13 protein-coding genes and 2 tRNA genes are annotated in these 12,181 nt (G+C 39.9%); 14 read left to right on the top strand and 1 reads right to left on the bottom strand.

The annotated features are described in order from the left end of the window. Positions 1 to 119: 119 nt before the first annotated feature. Both IV73_RS05845 and IV73_RS05840 read left to right on the top strand, forming a co-directional pair. Positions 120 to 1,022, top strand: a complete 903-nt coding sequence (locus IV73_RS05845) for an alpha/beta hydrolase (RefSeq protein WP_057756223.1) — start codon at positions 120 to 122, stop codon at positions 1,020 to 1,022. Further along, entirely contained in the window at positions 1,022 to 1,234 is a 213-nt protein-coding gene (locus tag IV73_RS05840; RefSeq protein WP_057756220.1) for a hypothetical protein, read from the top strand. Before IV73_RS05845 ends, IV73_RS05840 begins: the two co-directional genes overlap by 1 nt. A 59-nt stretch (positions 1,235 to 1,293) precedes the next feature. Here the strand turns inward: IV73_RS05840 and IV73_RS05835 are convergent, their stop codons facing one another. Beyond that, complete coding sequence (locus IV73_RS05835; RefSeq protein WP_057756217.1) at positions 1,294 to 2,322, bottom strand: tRNA dihydrouridine synthase; 1,029 nt, start codon at positions 2,320 to 2,322, stop codon at positions 1,294 to 1,296. Between the two features lie 284 nt (positions 2,323 to 2,606). Here IV73_RS05835 and rsmG point away from each other — a divergent pair, with 284 nt between their 5' ends. The 12 genes from rsmG to IV73_RS05775 all read left to right on the top strand — a co-directional run bounded on the left by rsmG (position 2,607) and on the right by IV73_RS05775 (position 11,137). Beyond that, entirely contained in the window at positions 2,607 to 3,326 is a 720-nt protein-coding gene (rsmG, locus tag IV73_RS05830; RefSeq protein WP_057756214.1) for a 16S rRNA (guanine(527)-N(7))-methyltransferase RsmG, read from the top strand. A 48-nt stretch (positions 3,327 to 3,374) separates the two neighbouring features. Further along, positions 3,375 to 4,154: a ParA family protein gene (locus tag IV73_RS05825; RefSeq protein WP_057756210.1), complete on the top strand. Its 780-nt coding sequence runs from the start codon at positions 3,375 to 3,377 to the stop codon at positions 4,152 to 4,154. Further along, entirely contained in the window at positions 4,141 to 5,055 is a 915-nt protein-coding gene (locus IV73_RS05820) for a ParB/RepB/Spo0J family partition protein (RefSeq protein ID WP_057756208.1), read from the top strand. The genes IV73_RS05825 and IV73_RS05820 overlap by 14 nt, the downstream gene beginning before the upstream one ends. An 18-nt stretch (positions 5,056 to 5,073) precedes the next feature. After that, positions 5,074 to 5,259, top strand: a complete 186-nt coding sequence (locus tag IV73_RS05815) for a DUF951 domain-containing protein (protein ID WP_057756204.1) — start codon at positions 5,074 to 5,076, stop codon at positions 5,257 to 5,259. 88 nt (positions 5,260 to 5,347) lie between these two features. Further along, on the top strand, positions 5,348 to 6,448 hold the full coding sequence (gene ychF, locus IV73_RS05810; RefSeq protein WP_057756201.1) for a redox-regulated ATPase YchF: 1,101 nt from the start codon (positions 5,348 to 5,350) through the stop codon (positions 6,446 to 6,448). A 17-nt stretch (positions 6,449 to 6,465) separates the two neighbouring features. Beyond that, positions 6,466 to 7,296 (top strand): DUF1129 domain-containing protein, encoded by an 831-nt coding sequence (locus IV73_RS05805; protein ID WP_057756198.1) that lies wholly within the window; start codon positions 6,466 to 6,468, stop codon positions 7,294 to 7,296. Between the two features lie 36 nt (positions 7,297 to 7,332). Beyond that, on the top strand, positions 7,333 to 8,022 hold the full coding sequence (locus IV73_RS05800) for a response regulator transcription factor (protein WP_057756196.1): 690 nt from the start codon (positions 7,333 to 7,335) through the stop codon (positions 8,020 to 8,022). A 47-nt stretch (positions 8,023 to 8,069) separates the two neighbouring features. After that, positions 8,070 to 9,131 (top strand): sensor histidine kinase, encoded by a 1,062-nt coding sequence (locus IV73_RS05795; RefSeq protein WP_236697741.1) that lies wholly within the window; start codon positions 8,070 to 8,072, stop codon positions 9,129 to 9,131. A gap of 134 nt (positions 9,132 to 9,265) precedes the next feature. After that, on the top strand, positions 9,266 to 10,093 hold the full coding sequence (locus IV73_RS05790) for a metallophosphoesterase (protein ID WP_057756190.1): 828 nt from the start codon (positions 9,266 to 9,268) through the stop codon (positions 10,091 to 10,093). Between the two features lie 36 nt (positions 10,094 to 10,129). Further along, positions 10,130 to 10,215, top strand: a tRNA-Tyr gene (locus IV73_RS05785). Between the two features lie 5 nt (positions 10,216 to 10,220). After that, positions 10,221 to 10,292: transfer RNA gene (locus IV73_RS05780), tRNA-Gln, on the top strand. A gap of 227 nt (positions 10,293 to 10,519) precedes the next feature. After that, complete coding sequence (locus IV73_RS05775) at positions 10,520 to 11,137, top strand: hypothetical protein (protein WP_057756187.1); 618 nt, start codon at positions 10,520 to 10,522, stop codon at positions 11,135 to 11,137. The last annotated feature ends 1,044 nt before the right edge of the window (positions 11,138 to 12,181 follow it).

Here is a 12,181-nt window from a genome sequence, read left to right as displayed (position 1 = left end):
CCCTCCGTTCTTATTTTTTGTAAGAATATTATAGCTGATTTTTTGGAAAAAAGCGAATTCCTTGGGGCCAAGGTCATTATTTGTTAAAATAGAGATAAGATGAAAGGGTGTGAGCTTTGATGACAGGAAAATTTATCGATCAAACATATCAATTTAAAGCAGCGACAACGGAAGGTATTCAGCAACAATGGCATGATTTGGCCTATATGGATGGAGCTAGGCATAAACTAGATGTTTATTTGCCCAACCAAGTTAAACCGCAAGCCGGGTATCCAGTGATTGTTGATATTTATGGAGGTGGCTTATGGCGCGGTGACAAAAGCTCGTTTAAAATGAACCCCGCACTGCAACTTTTAGCAGCCGGGTATGCCGTCGTGAGCCCGGATTATTCACTGTTGTGGCAAGCTGCTTTTCCAGCGCAGGTTAGTGAAATGCAAGCGGTACTTTATTGGGTGAAGCAGTTTGGAGCTGACTATGGGCTTGATGGACAGCATTTAGCTTTAATGGGGGAATCTTCTGGAGCGCAATTGGCCGTTTTGACAGCGCTGCAGCGGCCAGGAACCGCCTTGTTTGATGAACGCTGGGATAATAATAAGCGGGCATCGGTTCGTGCCGTAATTGCTATGTATGGACCTTACGTCATTGATCAGTTTCCTCAACAGTTTGCAGCGACGAACACACAACCCAAGTATGCTGAGACAGGTTCAGCGGAGTCGTTTGAAGGCCAGCTATTGGGAGCAAAGCGTCCGGTTGATGAGCCTGAGTTGGTGCAAAAATATAATCCAATTAATTATTTGACGCCGACCATGCCACCGATTTTGGGGATAGCTGGGACAGCTGATCAAGTGGTACCTTACCAACAAACTGTAGAATTGGTTCAAGCAGCACAGGCCTTAGTTGGTGAACAACGTGCGCAATGGCATTTGGTTTCGGGGGCCCAGCATGGCGTCGCTGACTTTATGACGGATGGAATTGTACAGATGAAATTAAATTTTTTAAACGAATTTATGGGAGGTAAATGATGAATTATAATAATCTTTTTACGCATGCAAGCCCGAGTTCGTTATTGTTTACGATTTCGATTGATTACTTATTAGTTGGTTTGATTAATCCAGTGACGCCGTTCTTGAAATTCATCGTCATCTTATTAATTTTACCGGATGTATTTTCGGCGTTTATGAGTTTTAAAAATTTCTTACAAGAAAATAAAAGTGAATGGTCCACTAAATCATAGGATTGTTTAAAATCTTTGATCAAAAAAAGCCCACGCCAAAGCATGACGTGGGCTATTTTTTACGCTTGTTTTTGGTGAGCCTGCCATTGTCGGTCAAAATCCGCTAATGCTTGGCGAACTTCATCAGTGGTGTTAGTCTCCATTAATGCCATTCGTAAATCGGAAGCGTATGAGAATGAACGTACGTAAATTTTAAAGAAACGCTTGAGCTTTTGGAAATGGCGGGGACCATAAAGTTTTGTCACCTCATCGTGCAAATCCAACTGTAAGCGGAGCAGATCTAATGATTCTTCCAAGGTGTGATCAGAGGGGGCTTTTTCAAAAGCCCAAGGCGATTCGAAAATTCCTCGCCCAATCATAATGCCGTCGACACCAGGGTGAGCGGCTGCTAATTCTAATCCCGCCGCGCGGTCTTTGATGTCACCGTTAATTTGCAAAAGAGTCCTGGGTGAAATCGCATCACGCATTGCGACGATCTCATCGATAACTTCATAGTGCGCAGGAACTTTAGACATTTCCTTGCGAGTGCGTAAGTGGATGGTTAGCACTTGTACATCTTGTTCTAACAAGAATGGCAACCAAGTTTTATAAGTTTCAAAATCATTAAAGCCTAGGCGTGTTTTAACGGATACTACTAAGCCAGATTCTTTGGCAGCGGCAATGATGGCAGCGGCGTCATCTTGATGACGAATTAAATCTGATCCGCCCCCGTTTTTAATCACCGTACCATCTGGGCAACCCATGTTAATGTCAACTGCTTCGTAGCCACGTGTTTTTAAATCGTTAGCTGCTGATCGAAAATCTTCTGGGCGGTTTCCCCAAATTTGAGCAATCGGCATGCTTTCATCATCAGCAACAGCTAGCCGACCTTGAACTGAAAATTTTGCCTTGGGGTGGGCGATACTACGAGCGTTGGTGAATTCTGTGTAGTAAGCGTCTGGCCCTGCAGCTTTTTCAACGACGCGACGGAAGACTGTGTCAGTGACGGCTTCCATGGGAGCCAAGGTGAAAAAGGGGGTGGGCTGTTCGTGCCCAGCTTGAGCTTGGTCCACGACCTTTTGCCAATATGATGATTTTGCTTGTGTCATCAGATAAGTCCTTTCTTATTAAGGGTTGTTATGTTTTGAGATTCAATTTCTAAAATGTAAGTAAACATTATTACTATAATGATAAAACGTGTTTTTGACAAGTATCTAGTTAAGTTCGCGGATAACATGAGAGAAACCTAATAATCATATTTTGAAAGGGGTGGTGACGGAAAAGATATGGTAATGTTTCACGTGAAACTTTAAGGTTTAATGCGTCAGATGATTGAAATGCCAAGGCCTTTGGGGTATTCTTTAAATAACTGGAAAATAATGGAGGAAAACAGATGAATCCCACGGAATTTGTGGACGCTTTACAGGCGCATGGTATTGAATTAAATCAGCATCAAATCGCACAGTATCAGCGATATTACGAAAAGTTAATCGAAGTAAATCAGGTTATGGATTTAACGAATATTATCGAACAAGATCAGGTTTATTTGAAACATTTTTATGATTCGTTAACCCTAGCTTGGGCTGATATAAGCTTACAAGATAAGCCTTTGAAATTGGTTGATGTTGGGGCTGGCGCTGGTTTTCCGTCAATTCCTTTAAAAATTGCTTTTCCTCAATTAAAGATTACAATCGTCGATGCGCTACAAAAGCGAATCAATTTTTTAAATGATTTAGTTATTGATTTGGCGTTAGAAGACGTCGCTATTATTCACGGCCGGGCCGAAGATTTAGGTAAAAAAGGTTCTTCATATCGGGAAAGCTTTGATATTGTAACCGCCCGGGCCTTAAAGGCGATGCCGATGTTAGTAGAATTGACTTTGCCATTGGTTAAAGTCGGTGGTGAGCTGTTAGCGATGAAGGGGAGTCGGGTAGAAGAAGAATTAAAGGCGGCTTCACAGGCAATTCCTGTGGTAGGTGGTCAGGTGTTTGAGCAGGTGAATGTTGATTTGCCAAATGGTGATCCGCGGACGGTGGTGATTATTAAAAAAGCTAAAGGCACACCGACTAAATATCCACGGAAATTTAGTGATATTAAAAATAAAACCCTTTAATGGAAATTAGCAATAATTTAAAGATGATTGCAGTAGAGAGGTAGGAAAATGGCACATATTATTGCTTTAGCAAATCAAAAAGGTGGCGTCGGAAAAACGACGACCACGGTTAATTTAGGAGCGGCTTTAGCCAGTCATGGCAAACGGGTTTTGATTATTGATGCTGACCCCCAGGGAAATGCGACTTCGGGGCTGGGAATTAAAAAGTCATCGATTGAAGATGAACATGAAATTTATGATGTTTTGGTTCATGGAGCGAAACCGGCTGATGTAATTTTAAAAACTAGTCATGATAATTTAGAAATTATCCCCGCAACGATTCGCTTAGCGGGAGCGGAGTTGGAATTAGCACCGGTGATGGCGCGTGAAACGCGTTTGAAAGAAGCGATTGCAACGATTGAAGCTCAGTATGACTATATTTTGATTGATAATCCACCCTCGCTTGGTTTGATTACGATTAATACTTTTACAACGGCTGATGCGGTTTTGATTCCAGTGCAAGCTGAATATTATGCGTTGGAAGGCCTGGGGCAATTGTTAAGTTCGATCACGCAAATTAAGAGCTTGTTGAATCCCGATTTGGGAATTGAGGGTGTTTTGCTAACAATGGTCGACGGTCGGACGAATTTGTCAAATGAAGTTGAAGAAGCAGTGCGTAATTACTTTAATGAAGAACAAGTTTATCATACGGTGATTCCGCGTAACGTGCGTTTGTCTGAAGCACCAAGTCACGGGTTAGCCATTATCGATTACGATCCCAAGTCAAAAGGATCTGAGGTTTATACTAAATTATCAGAGGAGGTCTTGGCAGCGCATGACGACATCTAAGAAAAAATCTGTATTAGGCGATGACATTATGAATGGGGGTCTTAATGCTCTTTTTGGGCAACAAGGGATTGAAGTTGCCACTACGCCAAAGACTGGCGATATGATCGACGATGTAGCAGTTGATCAGATTTTAGCAAATCCCTACCAACCACGGCATACGTTTGATGAAAGTGCTTTGCGTGACTTGGCCAGTTCAATTCAAGAAAATGGAATTTTACAGCCAATCATTGTACGCCAGGCGCCTAAAGATGCTAAAAAATATGAAATTTTAGCTGGAGAACGGCGATGGCGGGCAACGCAATTATTAGGTAATAAAACGATCCCCGCGGTCATTCGAGAATACGATGATGAAACTATGATGCAAGCGGCAGTTTTAGAAAACTTGCAGCGCGAGGACTTGTCACCGATTGAAGAAGCTTTAGCGTATAAGCAAATGATGGAAGTCCTTCATTTAACGCAAGAGCAGGTTGCAAAGCGACTGGGTAAAGCGCGGTCGGCCATAGCTAACACGGTCCGCCTATTAACCTTACCAGACGATGTGCAAGGCTTGATTCAAGGCGGACAACTGTCAATGGGGCAAGGTCGCACTCTTTTAGGGCTTCATAATAAGCGTAAAATCGGTGAAGTAGCGCAAAAAGTGATGCAAGATAATTTGACGGTCCGGCAACTTGAGAAATTAGTAAACGATTTAAATGAAGATCAGGCGCCAAAAGCAACGCAACCCCAAGCAACGTCTGACTTTATTGTCCAAACTCAAGCAGCTTTGACTGATAAGTTTGGAACGAAGGTTGCAGTTCGTCGGAATAAAAAAGGCGCTGGTAAAATTGAAATTAATTATTTGTCAGATGAAGAATTGCAACGTATCTTTACAGTTTTAGGTTTGAATTTCAAACAAGATTAATTAAATGGAGGGCGAAAAATGTACGCTTTACATGATATTGTGGAAATGAAAAAACCGCATGCTTGTGGCACAAACGCTTGGGAAATTATTCGGATCGGGGCCGATATGAAAATTAAATGTCAAGGTTGCGAGCGGGTAGTTATGCTCACGCGGCATGATTTTGACAAACGCTTTAAACGAGTTTTGCGCTCAGCAGGCGAATAATTTGATTATGGCGAAGTTTTATGAAGAGTTGCGACGTAGGGGTTAGCTTTTGAGCTAAAAAAATAGATAAGAAATGAAGGATTAAATTATGGCATTAACAGCTGGAATCGTGGGACTACCAAATGTTGGTAAATCAACCCTTTTTAACGCAATTACGAAGGCCGGGGCCGAAATGGCGAATTATCCTTTTGCGACGATTGAACCCAATGTGGGGGTCGTGGAAGTTCCTGATGCACGTTTGGCACGGATTGCCGAAATTGTGAAAACAAATAAAATTATTCCGACAACTTTTGAATTTACCGACATTGCCGGAATTGTTAAAGGGGCATCTAAAGGTGAAGGTCTGGGAAATAAATTCTTGGAGAATATTCGCCAAGTTAATGCGATTGTTCATGTAGTACGAGCATTCGATGATGATAATATTGTGCATGTCAATGGAACAGTCAACCCGGTGGATGATATTGAAACGATCAATACCGAGTTAGTTTTGGCTGATTTGGAGTCCATTGAAAAGCGTTATGATCGCGTTTCGCGCTCAGCTAAGGGGGGCGACAAAGAAGCTAAGGCCGAATACGAAGTCTTAGAAAAAATTAAGCCCCTCCTAGAAGCGGGAAAGCCGGCGCGTTTGGCTGAATTTACTGAAGAACAAGAGAAAATCGTGAAAGGTTTGTTCTTGTTGACGACTAAGCCTACGTTATACGTAGCGAACGTCAGCGAAGATGATATGAGTGATCCTACTGCTTCAGAGTATTTCCAAGAGATTCAAGAATACGCCAATGCTGAACATGCTCAAGTGATTGGATTATCAGCTCGCGCTGAAGAAGAAATTGCTGAAATGGCGCCAGAAGATCAAGCAGAATTCCTTGAAATGTCAGGGGTTAGTGAGCCTGGTTTGAATGTTTTGATTCGGGCTGCTTATAGTTTGCTTGATTTGCGGACATTCTTTACGGCTGGTGTTAAAGAAGTTCGGGCCTGGACCTTTAAGGCTGGTGCTAAGGCTCCTGAAACTGCTGGGGTTATTCACTCCGATTTCCAACGCGGATTTATCCGGGCGGAAACGATGAGTTATACAGACCTTGATCAGTATGGAAGTGAGAAAGCGGTGAAAGAAGCCGGTCGCTTGCGTTCGGAAGGTAAAGAGTATGTCGTAGAAGATGGGGATATCATGGAATTCCTATTTAATGTGTAGGGTAAAGGAGTAATTTAATGACGGAAGAAAAGCAAGTTTCGGAAAATACGGACCCACAAGTTTCGGCTGATCAAGAACCAGTGGTTGATGTAGTGACACCACATGAGGACGATGTAGTTGACAATAGTGCAACAGAAGCAACAACGCTAGATGCTAAAAAAGTTGAATTTAAGCATTTACCAACGCGTATTGAACTAGCAGCGACTGGTTTAAATAAGCGAAATCAAGAGTTTGTCTATCAAGCGGTGGAATTGGTAACCAATGAAGAATTGGAGTTGCCTTTGATTCAAAAGATTTATGATGAATTGTTAGCTAATCAAAAACCGGGTCGGACTGCTAAGCAAATCTATGGTACTCCAGAAGCAGCAATGGGAATCCAAGTGGAAGCTTTGAAGCAAGAAACGCAAGTTAATCCATATGCTGACAGTAATTATTGGGATTTGGCAGTGGATAATATGCTAACCTTCTTAATGTTGTTTGCGGTGATGTTTGGAATTACATTGTTATTCCAAAAGAATGCCACCGTTAATGTGGGAGCGGCGGGAGTGACTTCTTTGGTATTAACATCAATTTTTGGTGGTTTAATTTTTGCTTTGATCACTAAAATTATGGCTCGACAAGATTTGGGACGCTTTATGCGCATTATGGCAGCAATTCTTGCTTTTGTTTTGTGGTTCATGATTTACATGTTGGTATCATTATTACCAGCAACGGTTAATCCAGTTTTGTCCGGTTGGTTCTATTTGGTTGTGTCAGCAATCGCTTTCTTCGGTTTCCGCGCTTGGCGTAAGCGGACGGGAATTGTTGGCGGATTTATGGGAGCATCACAAGCTCAAAATAGAAAGTAAATTAATAGACAATCAAGATTTGGAGAGTGTATTAAAATGAATATTCTAATTGTTGATGATGATCATGAAATTGCTGAATTACTGGAGATTTATGTTAAAAATGAAGGTTATGAGCCAGTTTTAGCGTTTGATGGTAAAGAAGCATTGAAAAAAATGCGAACGAATCCAGATATTGGCCTAGTTATTTTGGACATTATGATGCCGGAAATGAACGGGACGGAAGTGGTAAAAGAAATTCGAAAAGATAATCCCGTGCCAATTTTAATTTTGTCAGCTAAGTCGGGGGCTATGGATAAGATTCAAGGCTTGATTACGGGAGCTGATGATTATGTTACGAAACCCTTCAATCCGTTAGAGGTGATGGCGCGAGTTAAAGCGTTGTTGCGTCGTGCACAAAATGGGGTTCAGCAAAATGTCCAAGAAATTTTGGACATTGGGCCTTTGACGATTAATAAAGATAGCCATGAGGTTAAAACGGCCGCGGGGGATGATGTTAATTTAACCGCGTTGGAATTTGGCATTTTATATTTGTTAGCATCACATCCAAATCGCGTTTTTAGTGCCGATGATATTTTTGAACGCGTTTGGCAACAAGAGTCCGTTGTTAGTGCAAAAACCGTGATGGTGCATGTCTCGCATTTGCGGGATAAATTAGAAGAAGCAACTGGTGGTAATCAAGTAGTGCAAACCGTTTGGGGTGTCGGTTATAAGATTGAGGCATTGTAGTGATGTCAACATTAAACTGCAGGGATTGGGTAAAGCTAGTGGGTAAGATGTTAATGGTGCTAATTTTAAGTGGCTTTGTGTTTGTTGGTGCCATTTTGATTTTGCAACCAGAATGGAATGCTAAAAATTGGGTTGACGAATTACACTTCGTTGCAACCCAAAATCCCAAGGCGTTCTGGATCATCAGTATTGGTGTAATAACTGGATGGCTCTGGGCTAACTATCTAATCTTTGAACAAATGTATTTAAAGTCGTTAACCTTAATGATTGTTCAAAAGAGTCAAAATTTAGCAAATGTGGCGCAGTTACCGCGTTTCAAAAAATCACCTTTTATTCGATTACGCCCATTGATTAAAAGTATTGATGGAATTTTTGAGGCAATGCAGGAGTCTGAAGCGCGTGGTAATGCCATTGAACAGTCTAAGGATGAAATTATTGGGAATATTTCGCATGACTTACGAACCCCACTGACGGCGCTGTTAGGTTATTTAGGCCTGGTTAAGATGCATCCAGGTGCTCCTGAAAATAATAAGTATGTCAATGTGGCTTATGAAAAAGCTGATCATATGCGTACTTTAGTTGAAGATTTGTATGAATATGTTCAGGTGAATGATAAATCTTTTAAAATGCAACTACACTTGGCGCCTTTAAACTTATCGGCGATGCTGAGTCAATTGGCAGTCAATTATGAATTAGAGGCGCAGGAGCATCATGTTGAAATTTCAGCGGCGACTCAGCCAGATTCAATTGAAATGTATGGTGACCAAAATCGTCTAGCACGCGTCTTTATGAATTTGATTGCGAATGCATTTAAATATGGCGAAGGGGCGACTTATATTCACTTAACGGCTCGCATTTTAGATGATGATGAGTCCGTGGAAGTTTGCGTGGAAAATGATGGTAAACGTATACCAGAAGAGGCACTGGGACATGTTTTTGAGCGTTTTTACCGGGTGGAAAGTTCTCGTAATGTTAAAACGGGTGGCTCTGGGCTAGGTTTGGCCATTGTGAGCGGAATTGTTGAAGGGCATAATGGTGAGGCGCGCGTTGAGTCAGATGAGCATAAAACGAGTTTCATTATTACTTTACCATTACAACCTGATTTATAAATTAATTCTTGATAAGCATAAGATAGTAGTTATTGAAAGAGGCGTGTGGAGCCTCTTTTTTTAGCCAATAAAATGGCGTAAGATATGGTGAGTTAGGGAGAGCTGTGATTAAGGTAAACACAATGAGGTATAAAATGGCCAAAATATTCATTAGTAGTGATCAGCATCTTGATATTAATCGGTTAGATGTAGATCAAATATTGGAAATGCAGGCAAATTACTTACAAGAACAAAAAGCAGCGGCTTATATTATTGCCGGTGATAGTTTTAATTATTTTGAAAAAACCTTAAGCTTTGCGGAGCGCTTGCAGGCTTTAGTGGGTCCGGAAATCAAAATTAAATTTTTAGCGGGTAACCATGAAATGGGCCATGGTATTGCCTTTGATGAGTTGGAGTCGGAAGTAAGCCCACTTTATTTGCATAATAAATGTTTCCAAATTGGAGATACTGTGGTTTTAGGGAACAATGGCTGGTATGACTACTCTTTAGCTCGAGGTCCGCAAAAACAGCAAGTTCAGAAGTTTAAGCAAGGCTTTTATTACGACCGGTTAATTGAGCAACCTTTGAGTGACCCAGAAAGAACGGATTTAAGTTTAGGGCAGCTTAAAAAAGCCTTAGATATGACAACTTCCCAGCAAAAGGTGATTGTGGTGCAACATTTTGTGCCAAATGCGCTAGATTTACAGTACCCCGATGCGTCACCCCGTTGGCAAATGGTGAATGGTGTTATGGGCTCAAAACGATATGCTGAATTATATGCGCAGTATCCGCAAATCGAAGCAGTCGTTTATGGTCATGTGCATCGAAATCAATCTGCTCAGCAAATTCAACAAATTAAATATCAAAATGTGAGTGTCGGATATCGCCGTGGCAAGCGGATTGAGTGGGTTACTCCAGAATTTTCGACAAGTTGGCAAAAAAAGTTATTTAAAACTGTTGACAATTTACAGGATGACCTGTAATATATATATACGTTGATAAGTTAATTACAACGTATCGGGGGGTTAGCGAAGTCTGGTTAAACGCGGTGGACTGTAAATCCATTCCTTCGGGTTCAGAGGTTCGAATCCTCTACCCCCCACCAGTATTTGGGGTATAGCCAAGTGGTAAGGCAGTGGTTTTTGGTACCATGTAGCGTAGGTTCGAATCCTACTACCCCAATAAAATGGCTATATATAGCTGTTAATAGGTATCACTTTTAAGTTTTATCAACGATTTAACCGGTAATAGGTATCGTTAGGTATAACCTAAATTGTGCTTAAAAATGTGTTAGAGTGTGCTTGTTAGTGTGCTCAAAAAAATTAGGTTTGCCTGCTGGCATGTTCGTCTTAACTAACTGTTAAGGCGATTTTTTTAAGGAGTAGTATACAAAAATTGGTAGTATGAGTATGAATTCTAGATTAGATAAAAATAATAATGGTAAAATTCATAAAAGAATAATCATTATATCAATTATAGCCATCCTGTTTGTGATTATGTTAGTGATTACAGTTGCTAGTCTATCAATAGCGGGTAAGTTGTCTATTGAAGCCGAGAGTGCTAAACAAAGTAAGCAATCTAAAAAAATAAGAAGTTCATCCCAAACTAGCAGTGAAAAAAGTGTTAGTATCAGTAGAACAAACGTATCATCTGACGTATCTTCGACAACTGAAAGTGTAAATAAATATGGCGTTACTTCTGACGAACAATCTATGTTCGAAATTAGACTTAGAATAGCTGGTGCGGTTAGTAAAGCAATGTACTATGATGCTGGAGATGATACACCTAAATTAGATCATTTTGAAGAAATACCGGGTGGATTTAAAATTTACTTTGTGGACGGGATGTCATATAAAGTTAGAGATACTGGATTTGCTCGTAACTTGGCTAGTTTGTATGATTTTGGTAACAATCATGGATTTGAGATTTATTTTGATGATAAACCATCAGTAGGACTTGAAGTTCCACAAATGGGAGGTGTGTACGATATAACACCGGATATGTTAAAACAGTATGCAATTAGATAAATTTAATTTAGCCGTTCAATAATTTGAATGGCTTTTTTTAATTTATCCCTCGCCTGTCATTTAGGAAAAGAACCGAATAACAAATAGTGGCGTTGCTTTTAAACAGTGTAGTTATTATTATTTTTCAAAATTCCCCCATCATAAAAAATAACATTTCATTTACTTTGGGACACCGGGGGAAGGGGTCTCGACTGTCTTAACTATCTTTAAAACGTATAGGGGTGGGGGTAACGCTCTTAAAACATTGATACAACTGAATTTATTTATAAAAATAAGCGTCCAAAACGGGCGCTTTTGGGCTATTTAGGGTCTAAAACGACGGTGGAAAGTAGATTGTTTTAGGTATAAATAGCTTTAGATTAGTCTTTATAACCATTTACCCCTACTTTAGGAGACTGGGTAGAAGTGTCTTGACTGTCTGAAATGTGTTAAAAACTTAGACGTGGCAATAAGATTATTTAATCATTGAGAAAATTGTATTTATATAAAAAAATAAGTGTCCAAGGTGGGAAGTTATTAGCATTGATATTTAATTCTCTTGATAAAGTTATATGCTCATTCATCAATACCACCACAAGTATAATTAAAAATGCTAAATTTTTTGCATTTGTTTCATTAGCTTGTTTGGGGCGCTTAATGGCCAAGATTCTTTTTTTCGCTGTTAAGTCTCATAAGATATTTGACTTTGTCATAACGACACCATGTAAATACGATTTAAGTAATTCAATAGTTGTTATAAATACTTTTATGTAGCCTTTAATTTTACCGACCATTCAATCAATATATAGATTTTTCCGCAGGACTCTATAATTTGGATAAATCGATAAGTTGTTTAGTCTCGCGGGCAGGTTCGATTTAATTGATGAAGTGTTTTTTATTAATCATGTATGAAATGTTGCTTAATAAACAGCAGAAATTGAACATTAATTGGTAAAACATTAAAAATTTTAATCGGGTAACAACTATATACTTAATAAAGTATAACTTAAATTAATCATAAAATAATAAATTTAATTGACAAATCAACGGAAGGAGACACATAAT

It is taken from the genome of Weissella kandleri (genome assembly GCF_001438705.1).
GTDB classification, from domain to species: Bacteria; Bacillota; Bacilli; order Lactobacillales; family Lactobacillaceae; genus Weissella; species Weissella kandleri.
Note: the sequence above shows the minus strand (reverse complement) of the source record. Positions and strands in the feature narration are given on the sequence as shown.

Bases quoted from the DNA above. Each gene is read 5' to 3' on its own strand.
- IV73_RS05845 (WP_057756223.1), top strand. From the start codon at position 120: ATGACAGGAAAATTTATCGATCAAACATATCAATTTAAAGCAGCGACA.
- IV73_RS05840 (WP_057756220.1), top strand. From the start codon at position 1,022: ATGAATTATAATAATCTTTTTACGCATGCAAGCCCGAGTTCGTTATTG.
- IV73_RS05835 (WP_057756217.1), bottom strand. From the start codon at position 2,322: ATGACACAAGCAAAATCATCATATTGGCAAAAGGTCGTGGACCAAGCT.
- rsmG (WP_057756214.1), top strand. From the start codon at position 2,607: ATGAATCCCACGGAATTTGTGGACGCTTTACAGGCGCATGGTATTGAA.
- IV73_RS05825 (WP_057756210.1), top strand. From the start codon at position 3,375: ATGGCACATATTATTGCTTTAGCAAATCAAAAAGGTGGCGTCGGAAAA.
- IV73_RS05820 (WP_057756208.1), top strand. From the start codon at position 4,141: ATGACGACATCTAAGAAAAAATCTGTATTAGGCGATGACATTATGAAT.
- IV73_RS05815 (WP_057756204.1), top strand. From the start codon at position 5,074: ATGTACGCTTTACATGATATTGTGGAAATGAAAAAACCGCATGCTTGT.
- ychF (WP_057756201.1), top strand. From the start codon at position 5,348: ATGGCATTAACAGCTGGAATCGTGGGACTACCAAATGTTGGTAAATCA.
- IV73_RS05805 (WP_057756198.1), top strand. From the start codon at position 6,466: ATGACGGAAGAAAAGCAAGTTTCGGAAAATACGGACCCACAAGTTTCG.
- IV73_RS05800 (WP_057756196.1), top strand. From the start codon at position 7,333: ATGAATATTCTAATTGTTGATGATGATCATGAAATTGCTGAATTACTG.
- IV73_RS05795 (WP_236697741.1), top strand. From the start codon at position 8,070: ATGTTAATGGTGCTAATTTTAAGTGGCTTTGTGTTTGTTGGTGCCATT.
- IV73_RS05790 (WP_057756190.1), top strand. From the start codon at position 9,266: ATGGCCAAAATATTCATTAGTAGTGATCAGCATCTTGATATTAATCGG.
- IV73_RS05775 (WP_057756187.1), top strand. From the start codon at position 10,520: ATGAATTCTAGATTAGATAAAAATAATAATGGTAAAATTCATAAAAGA.